Annotated in this window: 22 protein-coding genes and 1 other annotated feature; of the genes, 8 read left to right on the plus strand and 14 right to left on the minus strand. The window is 49.3% G+C overall.

The features are described from left to right. Positions 1-177 precede the first annotated feature (177 nt). From btuD to AC1DUO_RS17335, 4 genes are all read right to left on the minus strand, one after another. The gene (gene btuD, locus AC1DUO_RS17320; protein WP_013576127.1) at positions 178-927 is read right to left on the minus strand and encodes a vitamin B12 ABC transporter ATP-binding protein BtuD; all 750 of its coding nucleotides are present in this window, start codon (positions 925-927) and stop codon (positions 178-180) included. 19 nt (positions 928-946) lie between these two features. Then, positions 947-1,498, minus strand: coding sequence for a glutathione peroxidase (locus AC1DUO_RS17325; protein WP_013576128.1), 552 nt, complete (start codon positions 1,496-1,498; stop codon positions 947-949). A 72-nt stretch (positions 1,499-1,570) separates the two neighbouring features. Next, on the minus strand, positions 1,571-2,578 hold the full coding sequence (gene btuC, locus AC1DUO_RS17330) for a vitamin B12 ABC transporter permease BtuC (protein ID WP_013576129.1): 1,008 nt from the start codon (positions 2,576-2,578) through the stop codon (positions 1,571-1,573). Positions 2,579-2,731: 153 nt separating this feature from the next. Continuing rightward, entirely contained in the window at positions 2,732-3,130 is a 399-nt protein-coding gene (locus AC1DUO_RS17335) for a DUF2502 domain-containing protein (RefSeq protein ID WP_013576130.1), read from the minus strand. 271 nt (positions 3,131-3,401) lie between these two features. Here AC1DUO_RS17335 and AC1DUO_RS17340 point away from each other — a divergent pair, with 271 nt between their 5' ends. After that, a complete protein-coding gene (locus AC1DUO_RS17340) occupies positions 3,402-3,560 on the plus strand; it encodes a lipoprotein (protein ID WP_013576131.1) in 159 nt (52 codons plus the stop codon). Between the two features lie 350 nt (positions 3,561-3,910). Here the strand turns inward: AC1DUO_RS17340 and ihfA are convergent, their stop codons facing one another. The 8 genes from ihfA to thrS form a co-directional block, all read right to left on the minus strand. Then, complete coding sequence (ihfA, locus tag AC1DUO_RS17345; protein ID WP_477988107.1) at positions 3,911-4,207, minus strand: integration host factor subunit alpha; 297 nt, start codon at positions 4,205-4,207, stop codon at positions 3,911-3,913. A 4-nt stretch (positions 4,208-4,211) separates the two neighbouring features. Continuing rightward, positions 4,212-6,599: a phenylalanine--tRNA ligase subunit beta gene (pheT, locus tag AC1DUO_RS17350; protein WP_477988109.1), complete on the minus strand. Its 2,388-nt coding sequence runs from the start codon at positions 6,597-6,599 to the stop codon at positions 4,212-4,214. 14 nt (positions 6,600-6,613) lie between these two features. Beyond that, complete coding sequence (gene pheS / locus AC1DUO_RS17355) at positions 6,614-7,597, minus strand: phenylalanine--tRNA ligase subunit alpha (protein ID WP_013576133.1); 984 nt, start codon at positions 7,595-7,597, stop codon at positions 6,614-6,616. A 99-nt stretch (positions 7,598-7,696) separates the two neighbouring features. Next, positions 7,697-7,821: a sequence feature (Phe leader region), on the minus strand. Further along, complete coding sequence (gene pheM / locus AC1DUO_RS17360; protein WP_106120997.1) at positions 7,772-7,816, minus strand: pheST operon leader peptide PheM; 45 nt, start codon at positions 7,814-7,816, stop codon at positions 7,772-7,774. (Overlaps the previous feature by 45 nt.) A gap of 125 nt (positions 7,822-7,946) precedes the next feature. Next, entirely contained in the window at positions 7,947-8,303 is a 357-nt protein-coding gene (gene rplT / locus AC1DUO_RS17365; RefSeq protein WP_013576134.1) for a 50S ribosomal protein L20, read from the minus strand. A gap of 42 nt (positions 8,304-8,345) precedes the next feature. After that, positions 8,346-8,543 carry a 50S ribosomal protein L35 gene (gene rpmI / locus AC1DUO_RS17370; RefSeq protein WP_013576135.1) on the minus strand — a complete coding sequence of 66 codons (198 nt, stop codon included), beginning with the start codon at positions 8,541-8,543 and terminating at the stop codon, positions 8,346-8,348. A gap of 95 nt (positions 8,544-8,638) precedes the next feature. Further along, a complete protein-coding gene (infC, locus tag AC1DUO_RS17375; RefSeq protein WP_013576136.1) occupies positions 8,639-9,190 on the minus strand; it encodes a translation initiation factor IF-3 in 552 nt (183 codons plus the stop codon). Positions 9,191-9,193: 3 nt separating this feature from the next. Further along, positions 9,194-11,122 carry a threonine--tRNA ligase gene (gene thrS / locus AC1DUO_RS17380; RefSeq protein WP_013576137.1) on the minus strand — a complete coding sequence of 643 codons (1,929 nt, stop codon included), beginning with the start codon at positions 11,120-11,122 and terminating at the stop codon, positions 9,194-9,196. A gap of 289 nt (positions 11,123-11,411) precedes the next feature. Here thrS and AC1DUO_RS17385 point away from each other — a divergent pair, with 289 nt between their 5' ends. Then, positions 11,412-12,092: a MarC family NAAT transporter gene (locus AC1DUO_RS17385; RefSeq protein ID WP_013576138.1), complete on the plus strand. Its 681-nt coding sequence runs from the start codon at positions 11,412-11,414 to the stop codon at positions 12,090-12,092. A 23-nt stretch (positions 12,093-12,115) separates the two neighbouring features. Here AC1DUO_RS17385 and AC1DUO_RS17390 read toward each other — a convergent pair whose 3' ends face one another. Further along, positions 12,116-12,751, minus strand: coding sequence for a transglycosylase SLT domain-containing protein (locus AC1DUO_RS17390; RefSeq protein ID WP_013576139.1), 636 nt, complete (start codon positions 12,749-12,751; stop codon positions 12,116-12,118). A gap of 322 nt (positions 12,752-13,073) precedes the next feature. Between AC1DUO_RS17390 and AC1DUO_RS17395 the strand changes: the two genes are divergently transcribed. Continuing rightward, the gene (locus tag AC1DUO_RS17395; protein ID WP_037035297.1) at positions 13,074-13,943 is read left to right on the plus strand and encodes a fructosamine kinase family protein; all 870 of its coding nucleotides are present in this window, start codon (positions 13,074-13,076) and stop codon (positions 13,941-13,943) included. A gap of 105 nt (positions 13,944-14,048) precedes the next feature. Here the strand turns inward: AC1DUO_RS17395 and AC1DUO_RS17400 are convergent, their stop codons facing one another. Further along, complete coding sequence (locus AC1DUO_RS17400; RefSeq protein WP_119261786.1) at positions 14,049-14,597, minus strand: YniB family protein; 549 nt, start codon at positions 14,595-14,597, stop codon at positions 14,049-14,051. Between the two features lie 193 nt (positions 14,598-14,790). Here AC1DUO_RS17400 and hxpB point away from each other — a divergent pair, with 193 nt between their 5' ends. The 5 genes from hxpB (at position 14,791) to AC1DUO_RS17425 (ending at position 19,731) form a co-directional block, all read left to right on the plus strand. Further along, positions 14,791-15,456, plus strand: coding sequence for a hexitol phosphatase HxpB (gene hxpB / locus AC1DUO_RS17405; RefSeq protein ID WP_013576142.1), 666 nt, complete (start codon positions 14,791-14,793; stop codon positions 15,454-15,456). Positions 15,457-15,764: 308 nt separating this feature from the next. Continuing rightward, positions 15,765-16,601 (plus strand): 5-dehydro-4-deoxy-D-glucuronate isomerase, encoded by an 837-nt coding sequence (gene kduI, locus AC1DUO_RS17410; protein WP_013576143.1) that lies wholly within the window; start codon positions 15,765-15,767, stop codon positions 16,599-16,601. A 77-nt stretch (positions 16,602-16,678) separates the two neighbouring features. Continuing rightward, positions 16,679-17,440 (plus strand): 2-dehydro-3-deoxy-D-gluconate 5-dehydrogenase KduD, encoded by a 762-nt coding sequence (kduD, locus tag AC1DUO_RS17415; protein WP_013576144.1) that lies wholly within the window; start codon positions 16,679-16,681, stop codon positions 17,438-17,440. Between the two features lie 152 nt (positions 17,441-17,592). Then, positions 17,593-18,150: a metal-dependent hydrolase gene (locus AC1DUO_RS17420; protein WP_013576145.1), complete on the plus strand. Its 558-nt coding sequence runs from the start codon at positions 17,593-17,595 to the stop codon at positions 18,148-18,150. 189 nt (positions 18,151-18,339) lie between these two features. After that, the gene (locus tag AC1DUO_RS17425) at positions 18,340-19,731 is read left to right on the plus strand and encodes an L-cystine transporter (protein WP_037035298.1); all 1,392 of its coding nucleotides are present in this window, start codon (positions 18,340-18,342) and stop codon (positions 19,729-19,731) included. Positions 19,732-19,878 lie beyond the last annotated feature (147 nt).

Here is a 19,878-nt window from a genome sequence, read left to right on the forward strand (position 1 = left end):
AAATAGCAGGAAAAAATAAAAATCATTTAATAACAATCAATTATATTAAATTATGTTTTTATGAAAAAAATGAACTTTATTAAAACAATGCATCTTCTGCGTTTTTTATGAACAAATAAGAATTGGGGTAAAGCGTAAACCCCAATAATAATATAATTAAACCGCTATGCATTAAGCTCAGGTCGCCATTATCCATTGCCTGCCTGCCAGTTCGTGTATCTGAAATGCCACTTTGTACACGTCTGAAAGTATTTCAGGCTGCATGACATCAGCACATTTTCCCGCCGCCATCACCTGACCCTGCGACATAAGCCAGATCTGATGTGCGTAATGGAGGGTATGGTTGAGATCATGATCGCTTAACACCACGGAACGTCCTGCCGCGCAAAACTCCGCAAGTAACTGATCCAGCGCCTGCTGCTGGGCAACATCCAGGCTGTTCATCGGCTCATCAAGGAATAAAAGCTGACTATCAGGATTCACCGTCGGCCACACTTGCAATAAAGCAGCCGCCAGCCTCACCCGCTGCCATTCCCCGCCGGATAAATGCGTGACCGGCCGGCCAAGTTTATCGCTGAGATGTAAAGCATCACATAAACATGAAACCGTGCGCTCAAGAACAGCAGGATCAACTTCTCGCGGCTGATGAAGGGACAAATATTGAAATACCGGCATCAGGGATGCCGGGGTCAGTTGCTGGCATAACCAGGCGCGAAGACGTGCCAGCCTGGGTCCGGGAACGTCGGCAAGCGGTTGTCCGTCGAGAATAACCTCGCCTCCCCCTGCCGACATACCCGCCAGACGGGTCAGTAAAGTGCTTTTCCCGGCGCCATTCGGGCCGATAATATGGATCCGACAGCCCGGCACAATCTGCGCGCTAAATGCGCTAAGCCGCCCCGCAACGGTTATCTCACGACATTCCAGCATTGGTGTATTCACACGCAAATTATTTCGCCAGTGCGGCTTTGATGGTTTCCATAAGGATCGGATCTTCCGGTGTCATATCGGGTGCAAAACGCTGAACCACGGTGCCGTCACGACCAATCAGGAATTTCTCAAAATTCCACAAGATATCATCGGGCTTAAGAGGTTGACGACCTTTGCTGGCCAGACGTTCGTAGAACGCGCTGTCTTCCGGTTTGACGGCTGTCGGGCAGGCTGCAATCAGCGCTGAATACAGCGGATGACGGTTGTCTCCGTTGACGTTAATTTTGCTAAACATCGGGAATTTCACGCCAAAATGGGTGGTGCAGAAGGTTTTGATCTCATCTTCAGTGCCCGGTTCCTGCGCGCCGAATTCATTGCACGGGAACCCCAGCACTTCAAAACCACGATCGTGCCAGGCCTGGTAGATATTTTCCAGCCCCTCATATTGCCTGGTCAGGCCACATTGTGATGCCACATTCACGACCAGCAATACAGAACCTTTATAAGCACCGAGCGTCGTGGTTTCGCCATCGATAGTTTTCAGGGAGATATTATAAATTTCATTACTCATCGTTTTCGTCCTGATATTTGTAGGTTAGGGGAAGGGTTTCAGTGAACAGCATAGCCGACACACCGAAAAGCATCAGCGGATTTGTCCGGTTCTGGTCAGCAACCAGATGAATACCGGTGCACCCAGCGTGGCAGTCACCACACCAATCGGTAATTCCGCCGCGGATAAACCAATTCGCGCCAGCACATCCGCTAACAGTAAAACTGAAGCGCCGCAAAGCGCACAGGCGGGCAGCAAACGGCGCTGATCGGTGATCCCGCAAAGCCTGAGAATATGCGGGATGATCAGCCCGATAAAACCGATGACGCCCGATAAGGCGACGCTCAGCCCGACCATCCAGCCGACGGCAAGCACCAGAATATAACGCCAGGTGTTCAGCGATATGCCGAGTTGCCTCGCCTGCTGCGTCCCGAGAGACAATAGATTGAGTGCATTCCCCTGTAAGACCAGCCACAGTAAAACAGGCAGCAACATTAATCCCAGCCAGAGCTGATTCCAGTCAACACCGCCAAATCCGCCCATCATCCAGTACATCAACTGCCGTAAATCGAGATTGTTGCTGAAATAAATCGCCCAGGTCATTAAAGCACTGCAGACAATCCCAATAGCAATCCCGACAAGAAGCATACGGGCATTCGTCAAAAGGCGTTTACGGGCAATATATAGCAGAAAGAAAGTGACAATCAGAGCGCCCGCGATGGCTGCCAGACTCATGATCCAAACAGGCAACAGGCCGTGGCTTAACATGACACATAAAACCAGCGCGACGCAGGCACCATTGGCAACACCGAGTAAACCGGGCTCGGCAAGAGGATTTTCGAACAACGACTGCATCACTGCCCCGGAGACAGCGAGACTTGCGCCCACCAAAATGACAGCGACAGCGCGCGGAAACCGTAATTGCCACACGAACAGACGCGCCTCAGTGCTGAACCATTGATCCGGCCACAGCCAGCGTTCACCCGCACTCAGACTGAACACCCATATCAACAACAAGAACATACCCAGCCCGTATAACCAGCGGCGGTCACGGTATTTCTGTTGCTGTTCAAAGGCAGAAAAGGTCTGCGGGATAGGCATGAATGGCTAATTCCTGGGGCTCACGGGAAGTGACTATCCTACCGATATTAGGCAGTTAGCTCTAGCGAAGAACGGCTGAATACCATAAATAGAAATTGAAAAAGCCGGTGACTGAGCACCGGCTTCGGACACGTTGGGCATTTACAGGGAAAATCAGTGTCCCTGATAACCATTCGGCGGGATCGGCTGGCCGTTCCCCTGATGACCATTATTATCATGATGATCATTACCGTTTGGACGGCCCGGGTTATGGGGCTGCGGTCCTGGCTGATTACGCCCCGGCTTATCATGGTTACGTTGCGGTGGTTTAGCGTCCCAGCGATTACCGTGCCAGTACATGCCATGTTCATTACGCTCACCGTAATGRTGGCCCTGATGATCATGCCACCACTGCGGTGGACGCCAGTCATAGCCATCCCAATAGTAACCGCGCTGATCCTGATCCCCGAGGTGAAGTGATACGCCAGGTACGTTGAGGTCAATAGAAACATTTGCCTGCGCGATCACAGGCAAAGCCAGTGCACAACAAAGCAATAAGAGAGATTTTTTCACGTTAGTTACGCCTTCTTTATTTTTTATGACGTGATTTTTATATCAGTCAGGTATTGAAGAAAATATAAGAAATAAGCGTATTTTCGGATAACTTGCTCTGACCTTACAATAAAAACACAAACATGTCCTGGTTGAAATAATTCAACAAGACGGCGTGTGTTATCTATTCAATTCCTATTAAGACACTAACAAATCTTAACGCAAGCCTGACAACAACCTGTCTGCATTCTATTTATAATCGACCTGTTTATTCAAACGAAGGATGTATTTTATGCGTCGTATTTTCGCTCTGCTGAGCATTGCTCTGGTTGTCGTCAGCCTCAGTGGCTGTTTATTCCCACCATTTTGGGGTCCTGGTGGTGGCGGTCATGGCGGCGGTGGGCACGGTGGCGGCGGTCCGGGTGGACCTCGTATGTTCTATAACCACTAGTCACCTTTTATAATTCCATTCTCCCGTTCCCGGTTAATTTGTCCGGTGCCTTTTATTCAGATATTAATATGTACATATTATTAACTGAACATAATGAGTGACTTACCATAGGGGCTTCGGCCCCGTTTTATTTGAATGGCATCCGGATAAATAATAAACCAAAGTTCTTTTCATGCCTTGAAATTTAATCTATCAGACTAATCCTGAACCGCCTACCCCTTTAACGCTATCTTTTCACTTTCTGTGCTAATTACTTAAAAGCGTTAAAACCTATTGTTTCCGATGACACTGCACTCTTAAAAGTCAGATAAAAAAAAAGGCCGCTTTCGCGGCCTTTTTGATGTTTTCACTTATTCTTTCGGCGTGGCATTCTCTACACGACTTTTCAATTTCTGTCCCGGACGGAAAGTCACCACACGACGCGCCGTGATCGGAATATCTTCGCCGGTTTTCGGGTTACGTCCCGGACGTTGGTTTTTGTCACGCAAATCAAAATTGCCAAAGCCAGACAGTTTAACTTGCTCGCYATTTTCCAAAGCACGACGTACTTCTTCGAAAAATATTTCAACAAGGTCTTTGGCATCCCGTTTGCTCAGCCCGAGCTTTTCAAACAGGTGTTCTGACATTTCAGCTTTAGTAAGCGCCATAGGTTCAATCCCTCAAGGATGCTTGGAATCGCTGTTTTAGAGCCTCTACACATTTTGCAACGGTAGCGGCGATCTCCTCTTCTTCCAGTGTACGGCCGGTATCCTGCAACACCAGACTGATAGCCAGGCTCTTGTAACCTTCAGCTACGCCCTTGCCACGGTACACATCAAACAAGTTTACGCCAACTACCTGATTTGCGCCAACTTTCTTGCACTCTGCCAAAATATCGTCTGCGGGCACGTTTTCGGCCACTACCACAGCGATGTCACGACGGTTCGCCGGGAAGCGAGAAATCTCTTTCGCATCAGGCAGCACGCGGTCTGCGACCTTATTCCACAACATTTCGAAGACCACGGTACGACCATTAAGATCGAGTTTACGTTCCAGCTCAGGGTGTACTACACCAATGAAACCAATACGTTCGCCGCGTAAATAAATTGCTGCGCTCTGCCCAGGATGCAACGCAGGATTCGCTTCCACCTTGAACTGTACATCGTTCATTTTGCCGGTAAGCTCAAGAATAGCCTCAAGATCACCTTTCAAATCGTAGTAGTCAACTGCCTGACGCGCCAGATCCCAATGCTCTTCATTTTTAGTGCCGGAGATCACACCAGACAGCATGACATCCTGACGGATACCCAAATCGGCTTGCGTATCAGGTACAAAGCGCAGGCCGCTTTCAAATAAACGTACGCGACTTTGCTGACGATTCTGGTTATTTACTACAGCAGTCAGCAGGCCAGACCACAGGGAAAGACGCATTGCAGACATTTCAACCGAGATCGGGCTGGGTAAAATCAGCGCTTCTTCGCCAGGATGCAGCAGAGCCTGCACTTTTGGATCGACAAAACTGTAAGTGATCGCTTCCTGGAAACCACGATCAACCAGCAGATTTTTCACACGTTTCAGTGAAAGGTTCGCTTCACGGTGTTTGGTCATCACCAGACTGGCTTTAACCGGCACATCAGGAATGTTGTTGTAGCCGTAGACACGCGCGACTTCTTCCACCAGGTCTTCTTCGATTTGCATATCGAAACGCCAGCTTGGCGCCACAGCTACCCAGTGGTCGCCATTATGCTGAACCTTACACCCCAGACGGGTCAGGATGTCAGTCACCTGAGCATCTTCAACATGATGCCCGATCAGGCGATCCAGTTTTTCACGACGCAAGGTGATGGTTGCCGCTTTCGGCAAATCAACGTCGGAGGTCGCTTCAATGACCGGACCGGCTTCACCACCACAAATGCTCAGCAACAACGCAGTAGCCCGTTCGATAGCTTTGAACTGCAGCTCAGGATCCACACCACGTTCATAGCGATGAGAAGCATCTGTATGCAGGCCCTGACGGCGTGCACGGCCAGTAATTGAGAGCGGTGCAAAGAACGCAGATTCCAGCAGGACGTCCTGCGTCTCGTCGTTCACACCGGAATGTTYGCCACCAAAGATACCGGCCATTGCCAGGGCTTTCTCATGGTCTGCGATGACCAGCGTATCTTCCGCCAGTTTCGCCTCTGTGCCATCGAGCAACGTTAATGCTTCGTCTTTCTGCGCCATGCGCACGACGATGCCACCACTGATGCGATTCAGATCAAACGCATGCATTGGCTGACCGAGTTCGAGTAACACGTAGTTCGTGATATCAACCACGGCGTCGATAGAACGGGTGCCACAGCGACGCAGTTTTTCACGCATCCACAATGGTGTAGGTGCTTTAACGTTGATGCCTTTAACGACACGGCCCAGATAGCGCGGACACGCTTGTGGCGCCTGCACATCAATGGGAATGGTGGCATCAATCGTTGCTTTCACCGGGCTCATTTCCGGCTCAACCAGTGGCAACTGGTTGATGACAGCAACATCACGCGCCACGCCGAGGATACCCAGGCAATCAGCACGGTTTGGCGTTACGCTGATTTCAATCGTGGTGTCATCGAGTTTCAGGAATTCACGGATATCTGTACCGACTGGCGCATCAAGCGGCAGTTCAATAATACCGTCGTGATCCTCTGAAATACCCAGCTCAGAGAATGAACACAGCATGCCTTCTGAAGGCTCGCCACGCAATTTGGCAGCTTTGATTTTGAAATCACCCGGCAATACGGCGCCCACCGTTGCAACTGCAACTTTCAGGCCCTGACGACAGTTTGGCGCGCCACAAACGATGTCCAGCAGACGATCGCCGCCCACATTGACTTTAGTCACACGCAGTTTGTCTGCGTTTGGATGCTGACCGCATTCGACAACTTCACCGACAACCACGCCATTAAATGCGCCTGCAACCGGCTCAACGCCATCAACTTCCAGGCCGGCCATAGTAATTTGGTCTGATAATGCTTCGCTGCTAATGGCTGGGTTTACCCACTCACGCAACCAGAGTTCACTGAATTTCATGTGATATTCCCGCCTTACTTAAACTGTTTGAGGAAACGCAGATCGTTTTCGAAGAATGCACGCAGATCAGTCACGCCATAACGCAACATAGTCAGACGTTCCATCCCCATTCCGAAGGCAAAACCGGAATACACTTCAGGGTCGATGCCCACATTGCGCAGGACATTCGGATGCACCATGCCGCAACCCAGCACTTCCAGCCATTTGCCATTTTTGCCCATTACATCCACTTCTGCGGAAGGTTCTGTGAACGGGAAATAGGAAGGACGGAAACGGATCTGCAAATCAGCTTCAAAGAAGTTATTCAGGAAATCGTGCAATGTGCCTTTCAGGTTGGAGAAGCTGATGTCTTTATCAACAATCAGGCCTTCCATCTGATGGAACATCGGGGTGTGAGTCTGATCGTAATCGTTACGATAGACGCGGCCCGGCGCGATAATACGAATTGGCGGCTGCTGGTCTTTCATGGTGCGGATCTGAACACCGGAAGTTTGCGTGCGCAGCAGGCGTTTGGCATCAAACCAGAAAGTATCGTGATCGGCACGTGCCGGGTGATGACCCGGAATGTTCAGGGCATCAAAGTTGTGATAGTCATCTTCGATTTCAGGGCCGGTTTCCACGGTAAAGCCTAATTCACCAAAGAAGGTTTCAATGCGGTCGATAGTACGGGTCACCGGGTGCAGACCACCGTTTTCGATGCGACGGCCAGGCAGGGAAACGTCAATCGTTTCCTCTGCCAGGCGGGCATTCAGTTCAGCGGACTCCAGCATATTTTTACGCGCGTTCAGGGCTTCCTGAACCTGCGCTTTCGCTTCATTGATGACCGCGCCCGCAGCCGGGCGTTCTTCCGCAGGTAATTCACGGAGGGTTGTCATCTGGAGTGTCAGGTGGCCTTTCTTACCCAGATATTCGACACGCACATTATCCAGCGCGGCGATATCCTGAGCACTCTCTACGGCTGCCTTGGCATTGGCAACCAGCTCTGCGAGATGTGGCATTGCTTTCCTCTTCTTCTGGCCAATATGGCCCGATGTAAAATAACCGTGATTAATCAGGGGCGCGATTTTGACCCTGAACCTTAGCGTATAAAGCACAGATACAAAAAAGCCTCCACGAGGGAGGCTTAGGCGCTACTTTTCGTTTCTTCTCTTACGCGCGAAAGCCTTCCAAAGTCAGGCGCTAAAGTAAAAAAAGAAACGGAAAATAGCAGCATTCATGCTTGCGTTACCTTGTCGGTTGTAAATCTTGTGCCGTAATTGAAACGAAACTGTGGGTATTAAACAACGAAACAGAATGTTTTTAAACACAAAATATAAAAGAGGGAGCAAGCTCCCTCTTTCACCTGACTTACGCCAGAGCTGCTTTCGCTTTTTCGACCAGTGCAGAGAATGCCACTTTGTCGAATACTGCGATGTCAGCCAAGATCTTACGGTCAATTTCAATAGAAGCTTTTTTCAAGCCGTTAATGAATTTGCTGTAAGACATGTCGTTCTGACGAGCTGCTGCGTTGATACGCGCGATCCACAGCTGACGGAACTGACGTTTCTTTTGACGACGGTCACGGTAAGCGTATTGACCAGCTTTGATAACAGCCTGAAATGCAACACGATATACGCGAGAACGGGCACCGTAGTAGCCTTTCGCCTGTTTTAAGATTTTCTTGTGACGTGCACGTGCAATCACACCACGTTTTACGCGAGCCATATGCTCTCCTGAGTTTTATATTCTAGATGAAAAAAAGTGTATTTATGCGTACGGCAGACATGCAGAGACCAGACCCAAATCGTTCTTGGATACCAGGCCTTTTGGACGCAAGTGACGTTTACGCTTAGTAGCTTTTTTGGTCAGAATATGACGCAGGTTTGCGTGCTTACGCTTAAAACCACCATTGGCGGTTTTTTTGAAGCGTTTAGCGGCGCCGCGTACTGTTTTGATCTTTGGCATTTTAAATTCCACTTCGCATTGTTATTAACATGAATCAGAAAGGCGAATCCAGAATACGCGGTGCGAACACCGCGTAGCAGGATTACTTGGAAGCCTTACTGTTTCTTCTTAGGTGCGAGCACCATGATCATCTGACGACCTTCGATCTTCGTAGGGAAGGATTCGACAACGGCCAGTTCAGAATCTTCACACAGGTCTTTACGGACGCGGTTAAGCACTTCCATACCGATCTGTTGGTGCGCCATTTCACGCCCACGGAAACGCAGGGTGATTTTGGCTTTATCGCCATCTTCCAGAAAGCGAATCAGGTTGCGTAGTTTGACCTGATAGTCGCCATCATCGGTACCAGGTCGGAATTTGATTTCCTTAACCTGAATAACTTTTTGTTTCTTTTTCTGCTCTTTGGTCGACTTGCTCTTCTCGTAGAGGAATTTGCCGTAATCCATGATTCGACAAACTGGCGGCTCGGCATTCGGACTGATTTCTACTAAATCGACGCCCGCTTCCTCAGCTTTTTCAAGAGCTTCATTCAGACTGACAATACCAATCTGCTCGCCATCGACGCCGGTGAGGCGAACTTCTTGCGCGCGAATCTCTTTGTTAATGCGATTAGGACGCGCCGGTTGAACTCGTTTTCCGCCTTTAATACTTTATTCCTCCAGTTGATGAAGACTTCTGCTGCGGATTTCCGCCAGCAGTTTGTCAACGACTTCGCTAACATCCATGCTTCCTAAGTCTTTGCCGCGGCGGGTACGAACAGCAACTTTGCCTGCTTCGACCTCTTTATCGCCACAAACTAACATATAAGGAACACGGCGTAGCGTGTGTTCGCGGATTTTAAAGCCAATCTTCTCATTTCTCAAGTCGGCTTTAACGCGAATGCCTGCATCTTGCAGTTTTTTAGTTAATTCTTCGACATAGGTAGCTTGTGAATCAGTGATATTCATAATCACTACCTGAACCGGAGCCATCCAGGTTGGGAAGAAGCCCGCGTATTCTTCAGTCAGAATACCAATGAAGCGTTCCATTGAACCCAGGATAGCACGGTGAATCATTACCGGAACCTGACGGTCGTTACTTTCGCCAATATAAGAGGCGTTCAAACGACCAGGTAATGAAAAGTCGAGCTGCACGGTACCACACTGCCACGCACGATCCAAACAATCATGCAAGGTAAATTCAATTTTTGGACCGTAGAACGCCCCTTCACCCGGCTGATATTCGAACGGAATGTCGTTTTCCGTCAGCGCAGCCGCCAGGTCATCCTCAGCACGAGTCCACATTTCGTCAGTACCAATGCGCTTCTCAGGACGGGTGGACAGTTTCACCACGATTTTTTCGAAGCCAAACGTGCTGTACATGTCATACACCATGCGGATACAGCTGTTCACTTCATCACGCACCTGCTCTTCTGTACAGAAGATGTGAGCATCGTCCTGAGTGAAGCCACGAACGCGCATCAGACCGTGTAATGCACCAGATGGCTCATTACGGTGGCAACTGCCAAACTCAGCCATACGCAATGGCAGATCACGGTAAGATTTCAGACCCTGATTGAAGATCTGAACGTGTCCCGGACAGTTCATTGGCTTGATGCAATATTCACGGTTTTCAGAAGAGGTCGTGAACATCGCTTCTTTGTAGTTTTCCCAGTGACCGGTTTTTTCCCACAGCACGCGGTCCATCATGAACGGACCTTTTACTTCCTGATAGTCATAAGACTTCAGTTTCATGCGTACAAAGGCTTCCAGCTCACGGAAAATGGTCCAGCCGTCGTTGTGCCAGAACACCATACCTGGTGCTTCTTCCTGCATATGGTACAGGTCAAGTTGCTTACCAATTTTACGGTGATCACGTTTACCGGCTTCTTCCAGACGCTGAATGTAAGCATTCAGTTGCTTTTTATCCGCCCACGCAGTGCCGTAGATACGTTGCAACATTTTGTTATCGCTGTTACCACGCCAGTAAGCACCGGAGGTTTTCTGCAGTTTGAAATGATGGCAGAAACGCATGTTCGGTACGTGTGGACCACGGCACATATCCACATATTCTTCGTGGTGATACAGACCCGGATGGTCATCATGACTGATGTTTTCATCCAGAATCGCCACTTTGTATTCTTCGCCACGGCTTGCAAAGGTATCGCGCGCTTCCTGCCAGCTGACTTTCTTTTTAATGACGTCGTAATTCTTTTCAGCCAGTTCGTGCATGCGCTTTTCAAGCAGTTCGATATCTTCCTGAGTCAGCGTACGATCTAAATCGACGTCGTAATAGAAGCCATTATCGATAACCGGGCCGATTGCCATTTTGGTGTCTGGCCACAGTTGTTTAATGGCATGACCCAAAAGGTGCGCACAGGAGTGGCGCAAAATTTCAAGACCGGCTTCGTCTTTAGCGGTGATGATCGCCAGTTGCGCGTCAACCTCAATCAGGTCGGTTGCATCAACCAGTTCGCCGTTAACACGACCAGCGATACAGGCTTTCGCCAGGCCAGGGCCGATATCAAGGGCAACATCAAGGGGAGAAACGGGGCGATCAAAAACGCGCTGGCTTCCATCAGGAAGAGTAATGACAGGCATGCTAATTCCTTAATCTACAGTGGTGCCCCACACGACAGAGCACATCTAGAAAAATATTTGAGTTTAAATTCACGTAGTTATTCACGCTATTTAGCTTTACCTTGCCAAATATAGGCACCCTGAATACATCACGTAATTGTATCGGGATGCGACGCGAAAACAGTCCATAAGTTTAGCATTCGTAAAGTGCGAATTTCCAGCAACCTGTGTTGCTAAACGCGGATATTTTTCGTGTAATCCCCCCTGACACGTTAAGGTAACCAGAGCAGCATTTAAAAAAGGGAAGGATATGACAGAAGTCAGGCAGTTATTTGAAGTACTGGGATTGGGCCTGATGGTACTGCTTCCGCTGGCAAATCCACTGACGACCGTGGCTTTGATGCTCGGTCTTTCCGGGAATATGACCACACAGGAAAGAAACCAGCAGTCGCTGATGGCCTCGGTCTATGTCTTTATCATCATGATGGTGGCGTATTACGCGGGACAGTTGGTGATGAATACGTTCGGGATTTCCATTCCCGGCCTGCGTATTGCGGGGGGACTTATCGTCACCTTTATCGGTTTCAGAATGCTTTTCCCACAGCCACACGTGGAAGAAAGGATCCTTATCGAGAACAAAACGGCGGAAATGAAGAAACAGGATTCGCCAAATATCGCTTTTGTTCCTCTGGCGATGCCAAGTACCGCCGGGCCGGGCACCATTGCCATGATCATCAGCAGTGCTTCAACGGTGAAATCATCTGATTTCCCGCACTGGATTATTACCGTTGCTCCGGTGATGATTTTCTTTTTAGTGGGTTTGATTTTGTGGATATCTCTGCGCAGTTCGGGGGCGATTATGCGTCTGGTCGGGAAAAGCGGGATTGAGGCTATTTCACGTCTGATGGGATTCTTGCTGGTGTGTATGGGCGTTCAGTTCGTTATCAACGGGGTTCTTGAGATTATTAAAACCTTCCCGCCAGCAGCCTGAGCCGCTGGCGGGAACATCAATGCTTACCGCATCGCGAGGTAGGCATTGTTCACTTTCCACAGATAACGTGGTGCTTGTGGCGCCGGGTGTTTTTTCTGCACATGAGCAGAAAACTCAGCAGGCGTCATCAGATTGATTTTCGCAATCGCATACGTCTTATCTTTGTCGAACGTTCTCAACAACGCCCCTGCTCCGTTCACATATGCCAGTGTGGTGGCGTAACGACGAGTTTCAGGGTTATTAATACCCGCAAGCTGCTGTTGTAAAATACTTAAATAAGCCGTACCCAGGTCAATGTTCACCGCCGGATCTTTTAAATCACGCGGCGTGGGCTGACCGTAACGTCCTTTCATCCGGTAGGCATCGCGTCCTGCCGTTGAGGCCTTTAGCTGCATTAACCCAATCGCATTCGATTTGCTGACAACGGTTGGGTTATATCCAGATTCGACCTGAATGATTGCTTTAACAAGTGTTTCGTCGACGCCATAGGTATTTGCCGCCTGGTGAATAACATCACCATAAGGCCCTGGATGCATTAATGAAGTATCGCGCTGAGGTGGCGGCGATGGATTCAAAAAACGCGTCGTCTGAACCGGTGTTTCTTTAGCGCAACCCGCCAGCAATAGCGCGGCCATCAAATAAAGAATGTTTGGTTTCACGTTATCTCTCTCGCGACTGGGACGAGATGTAGCATATACATCTTCTTCCAACACCTGAATATATTTTTCGTCTATTATTATTATTGTTTTGTTAAACAAAGGGGTTAGAGGGATGTCGATAAGACAATTCCGTTTATAAAACCCGTTTCATGTCACATATTCCTAAATTAATCTGTCCGCTGATGATACGTTCTATTTAGACATCTGAGAAATTGCATAAATTGACATCATCATCTGATTCAGCCGTGCGCCGGATCGGGTTTTCGAAGCTGAAAAAACGCTAACTTAATGAATTATCTGGCCAGTCAGAAGGGGTCATACCATGTGGCAAGCCGTCAATCGTTTGTTGAGTGAACACTTAGGCAATGCTGAAATCCGCGAACGTGTTGAGCTTCCGGGAGGCGAAATCCACCCGGCATGGCGGCTGAGCTACGGCGACAGAAACGTGTTTGTGAAATGCAATGCACGCGAAATGTTGCCTATCTTTGCCGCTGAAGCCGATCAGTTGGCCTTACTTGCGCGCAGCCAGACCGTCAGGGTGCCGGAAGTTTATGGTGTAGGTAGCGACCGTGATTACAGTTTCCTCTTGCTCGAATATATCCCGCAAAAACCTCTGGATGCACATAATGCCTATGTTTTAGGCCAGCAACTTGCCGCATTGCATCAGTGGAGTGAACAACTGCAATTCGGTCTGGATTTCGATAATGAACTGGCGACAGTTCCGCAACCCAACAGCTGGCAACGGCGCTGGGCTACCTTCTTTGCCGAGCAGCGCATTGGCTGGCAGCTGCAACTGGCTGCTGAAAAAGGGATGATATTTGGTAATATCGAAGATATCACCGCTATGGTTCATGCCCGCTTGCAGAATCATCAGCCGCAACCTTCACTTTTACACGGCGATTTATGGCCGCATAACTGTGGCTTATCTGATGATGGTCCGGTGATTTTTGACCCGGCCTGTTACTGGGGAGATCGGGAATGCGATTTGGCGATGCTGCCGTTATATCCGAATGTTCCGCCGCAATTATATGACGGTTATCAGAGTATAACGCCACTCCCTGACGACTTCATTTCGAGGCAACCGATCTACCAGTTATATTACCTGCTTAACCGCAGTAATTTATTCGGTGGTCAGCATCTTGTGGTGGCGCAACGCGCCATAGAAAGGCTGTTACACGAAGATATCAGTTAGCGGGATAAATATTTCAGCTCTGAACAAATAAGACCTGAAAACGTTAATATTCAGGCCTTATTTTTCATTTTCACAGAAACCCGTTATAAATATGTCGTCAAATTATCAGGCCATTAATCCTAATAATTTCAAAATGAAGTAGCCGATGACAGCGATGATAATTGGCAAAATATACAATGGAAAATACTGCACCAAAATCGTGTGTCGCGGTATCACGATACGCTCTTCAATTTGCGAACGTGTCCGGCCTTCAGCACCTTTCGCCTGTTCCAGAATAAGCTGATCCTGGATCCCTTCGCGAATGTGTTTTACCTGACGGGACATTCTCGCGCCGGAAGCCTGAAGTGCCAGCCCCACAAAAATCAGCCAGTAGATAATGAAGAACATGATGTTCGCGCTGGTGAAACCCTGCCCTAAAGCTGGCACCGGTGAGTTGTACCAAAAGACATTGAGAAACGAGGTATTGAACTTCACCATATCCACCATCACGTGGATGAAATCCAGCATGACCGCGTTGATGCCCTGCTCCGTCTTAGTGTGCTCGTTGATAAAATTCAGCAAAGAAATCAGCGTAGAAAGCAGCGCAGGGATAAAAATGATCCATCCCGCAATTCGTTTAATTACTGCCACACGTCCGGCTTGTTGGTACGTCATGAATTCCCCTTGTTAGGATACCTAAAGCAACGGCTAAGTTTACCCACAGAAAGCCTGCTCCGCCCAATGTTTTAATCAGTTAGCGTAACGCTGTACCGGGAACGTCCATCCTGTCCATTTTCACATGAGATTTCACCTGCATTCCCACCGATGTTAAAGTGGGTTTCTATTTATTGTGAGGGAGTCCGCTTTCATGGCTTATGTCCGCCCTGTTAATGCAGCAATTTTCGATATGGATGGTCTGTTAATTGATTCTGAACGGTTATGGACTCAGGCTGAGCTGGACGTTTTCAGTCGCCTGGGCGTTGATATTTCCCAGCGCCATTTGCTGCCGGATACGCTAGGTTTGCGTATCGATCAGGTGGTCAGGATGTGGTATCAGGCGCTTCCGTGGCAGGGTCCGGGTCAGGAAGAAGTGTCCTCAATGATTATTGCCCGCACGATTGAACTGGTAGAACAAACCCGGCCGTTGCTGCCTGGCGTGAATCATGCCCTTGAGCTTTGCCGTGATCAGGGGCTGAAGATTGGTCTCGCGTCGGCATCACCGCTGTTTATGCTCGATACCGTGCTGGAAATGTTTAATTTACACTCCTTCTTTAAGGTTCGTGTTTCAGCGGAAAAGCTGCCTTACAGCAAACCGCATCCTGAGGTCTATCTGCTGGCTGCCGGAGAATTACAGGTTGATCCGCTCAACTGTGTGACGCTGGAAGATTCCTTTAATGGCATGATCGCCACCAAAGCCGCGCGTATGCGCTCGGTGGTGGTGCCGGACCATGAATACAGTGTGGATCCACGCTGGGCGCTTGCCGATGTCAAACTTTCTTCCCTCGAAGAATTGCGTGTGGCACACATCAGCTAAAATTTATGCGCAGCCGCTCATGCCGCTGCGCACCTTCTCTGCTTTCTCTCCTTTCCATATACCTTCTCTACGCATTTCTCCTGCCACAATTTTTGAAGCTTCGTTTAATTTCGTAAATCTTGAACTGACTCATAAAATAAATAAAACGTTATTTCATTTTTATTGAATTCGCATGTCAATGAACCTATGATTCCTGCAACAAGGACGAGCCGGGAGCTCTCCTGCTTCTGTACGCTGTCACTGCCACGCAACGGTCAGACTAGCCCGGTAAGTCCTCCTTGATATCGTCATTCATGAGAGGCACCGACATGCAAGTTCGTCAAAGTATCCACAGCGACCACGCAAAAACGCTTGATACCGCTGAATTACGCCGTGAATTCCTCATTGAGAAAATCTTTGAGAAAAATGCCTATACCATGACTTACAGCCACATCGACCGCATCATTGTCGGCGGCGTCATGCCCGCTGAAAAAACGGTATCCGTGGGTGATGAAGTCGGTAAACAGCTTGGTGTGAGCTATTTTCTTGAACGTCGCGAACTCGGCGTGATTAATATCGGCGGCCCGGGTCTGATCGTGGTTGACGGTACAACCTATGAAATTGGTCATGAAGAAGCGTTGTATGTCGGCAAAGGGGCAAAGCGGGTCGAGTTCAGCAGCGTTGATGCCTCCAGACCGGCCAAGTTCTACTACAACAGTGCGCCGGCACACACGACTTTCCCGAACAAAAAAATCACACTGGCGGAAGCCTCTCCGCAGACCATCGGCGATGCAGCTACCAGCAACCGCCGCACCATCAATAAATTCATCGTGCCCGACGTTCTGGAAACCTGTCAGCTGACCATGGGGCTGACCAAACTGGAAGAGGGGAGCCTGTGGAATACCATGCCTTGCCACACCCATGAACGTCGTATGGAAGTGTATTTCTACTTCAATATGGAAGCGGAAACTGCCGTGTTCCACATGATGGGGCAACCACAGGAAACCCGTCATTTATTAGTGCACAACGAGCAGGCTGTCATCTCTCCTAGTTGGTCAATTCACGCCGGAGTGGGTACCAAAAACTATACCTTCATCTGGGGGATGGTCGGTGAGAACCAGGTATTCGATGACATGGATCACGTCAAAGTCAGCGAACTGCGCTAACTCCCCCTTGCTCTGCCTTACCGGCAGAGCAACTCATTTTTTATGGCGAACGCGCCGTTGCAAAAGAGACTCTGAATATGATCCTCCGTTCATTTGAATTAAGCGGCAAAGTCGCAATCGTCACCGGTTGCAATACCGGGCTGGGACAAGGCATGGCGCTGGGTCTCGCGCAGGCGGGATGCGATATTGTGGGCATTAACGTTTCCGCCCCTGAAGAAACTGAAAAAAAAGTCACCATGTTAGGCCGCCGTTTTCTCGATCTGAGGGCTGATCTGAGCACCATCACAGGCATTCCTGAGCTGATCGAGAAAGCAGTCGGGGAATTTGGTCATATCGATATTCTGATCAATAACGCCGGTATTATCCGCCGTGAAGATGCCATCGAATTCAGCGAGAAAAACTGGGATGATGTGATGAATGTGAACAGCAAAACGCTGTTCTTTATGTCTCAGGCCGTGGCGAAGCAGTTCATCAAACAGGGTAACGGTGGCAAAATTATAAATATTGCCTCTATGCTCTCGTATCAGGGGGGGATCAGGGTGCCTTCCTATACCGCGTCAAAAAGCGCAGTAATGGGTCTGACCCGACTGATGGCCAATGAATGGGCGAAGCATAACGTCAATGTGAATGCGATTGCGCCGGGGTATATGGCGACTAACAATACGGAACAGTTGCGCGCCGATGAAGAACGCAGCAAAGAAATCCTCGACAGAATCCCCGCCGGACGCTGGGGTCTGCCGGAAGATGTCATGGGGCCGGTAGTCTTTCTGGCATCGAAAGCCTCTGATTACGTTAATGGTTACACCATTGCCGTCGATGGTGGTTGGCTCGCGCGTTAAGGGCAGAATAAGTGACACCAGAAAGGCGTATTCTTATACGCTTTTTTGTTTTTTATCAGTCCGTTGACAATTAGTTACAGGGCATCTCTTCCAAGATTGTGACAGTTTCACTTATACTGGATAAAATAACAGTTATCCAGTTCGGACGCGTCATGACGGCGGAAGGCCATCTCATTTTCTCAATTGCCTGTGCAGTATTTGCTAAGAAGGCCCAGCTTTCTCCCGAACTGGCGCATGGTGACTGGTGGCACATCATTCCAGGGTCTTTGCTTACCTGTCTGCTGCCCGATATTGATCACCCCAAATCGGTGCTGGGCCAGCGTCTCAAATGGTTGTCGGCCCCCATCGCCCGGGCTTTTGGTCACCGTGGATTCACTCACAGTTTGCTGGCGGTGGCTGGAGGGATTTTCCTGCTACGCACTCATTTCCCTCATGACTGGGTGATCCCCGCTGATGCTTTCCACGCCATGATTATCGGTTACCTGAGCCATATCCTGGCAGATATGCTGACGCCTGCAGGAGTGCCGCTGCTCTGGCCTTGTCGATGGCGTTTCCGGCTACCGCTGATTAACAGCCAGAAAGGTAATCAACTCGAGCGCACGCTCTGCCTTATGCTGGTCGGCCTGACGCTTTTCTGGCCAGACTGGACGCCCATCATTGGTGCAATAAATCCTGACTTTTTTAATCACATCCTGAAATTATTCATCTGAATAGCATGAAATATTGCCGATATGATGAAAATTAATACAAATACCAACAAAAAGTTATAATGAATTCCTTTTGGATATAAATGCTCGGACCCTCAAACTGATATTCTGCCCCCCAATGCTTTGGGATGGTGCAGTCCTTTTCCGGAAACACCCGTTTCATTTATCAAAATTATAAGTTTGGAGTCTGGTATGAATCTTCCGCTCGTTCTTAACGTAGTGGTTTTCGTTGCCCTGCTTTTGCTGCTGGCACAAACCCGCCACAAGCAATGGAGCCTGGCAAAAAAAGTTTTACTGGGTCTGGCTATGGGTGTCGTATTTGGCCTGGCTTTACAGCTGATCTACGGTTCCGATGATCCGGTACTAAAAACCTCAATTACCTGGTTCAATATTGTCGGTAACGGCTACGTCCAGTTGCTGCAAATGATCGTCATGCCGCTGGTTTTCGTCTCTATTCTGAGCGCGGTAGCGAAACTGCATAACGCGTCATCGCTGGGGAAAATCAGCTTCCTGACCATCGGTACCCTGCTGTTCACCACACTGATCGCTTCTCTGGTGGGTATCTTCGTGACGGGCCTGTTCGGCCTCACCGCTGACGGCCTGGTACAGGGTACGCAGGAAACGGCGCGACTGACGGCAATTCAGTCTAACTATGTCGGCAAAGTGGCTGACCTGAGCGTGCCTCAGTTGATCCTTTCCTTTATACCTAAGAACCCGTTTGCTGATCTGACAGGCGCAAGTCCGACATCAATCATCAGCGTCGTGATCTTCGCAGCCTTCGTTGGTGTAGCCGCCCTGCAACTGGTGAAAGATGATGCAGAAAAAGGTCCGCGCATTCTGGCCTTTATCGATACCCTGCAGGCATGGGTGATGAAGTTGGTGCGTCTGGTCATGAAACTGACCCCGTACGGGGTACTGGCTCTGATGACCAAAGTGGTCGCCGGCTCGAACATTCAGGACATCATTAAACTCGGCAGCTTTGTGGTCGCGTCTTACCTGGGTCTTGGCATTATGTTTGTTGTTCACGCGATACTGCTGTCGTTCACCGGTGTTAATCCGGCGAAATTCTTCCGTAAAGTCTGGCCGGTGCTGACTTTTGCCTTCACCAGCCGTTCAAGTGCCGCGACCATCCCGCTGAGCGTTGAAGCGCAGACACGCCGTCTGGGTATTCCTGAATCTATCGCCAGCTTTGCGGCATCGTTCGGGGCAACGATTGGTCAGAACGGCTGTGCAGGTCTGTATCCAACCATGTTGGCCGTCATGGTTGCGCCAACCGTCGGCATCGACCCGTTTGATCCGGTATGGATTGCAACATTAGTGGGTATTGTTACCCTGAGCTCTGCCGGTGTTGCCGGTGTGGGTGGTGGTGCGACATTTGCAGCCCTGATCGTGTTGCCAGCCATGGGCCTGCCGGTTACGCTGGTTGCCCTGCTGATTTCTGTTGAGCCGCTGATTGATATGGGCCGTACCGCGCTGAATGTCAGCGGTTCAATGACGGCAGGCACTATCACAAGTCAGTTGCTGAAACAGACGGATAAAGCGGTGATGGATGCTGAAGAAACGGCTGAGCTGGCTCACCGTTAATTTCAGATTGCTGCAAACAAAAAACCGAAGCCAGTGGCTTCGGTTTAATAAGATGGTCACCCCCACCCTGTGAGCGGTACGCTGACAGGGTGTTTTTCTTTCTGAAGGGGATCATCATGCAAAACGTTACGCTCATCGGTATTGACC

Source organism: Rahnella sp. P4_A8 (assembly GCF_056402435.1).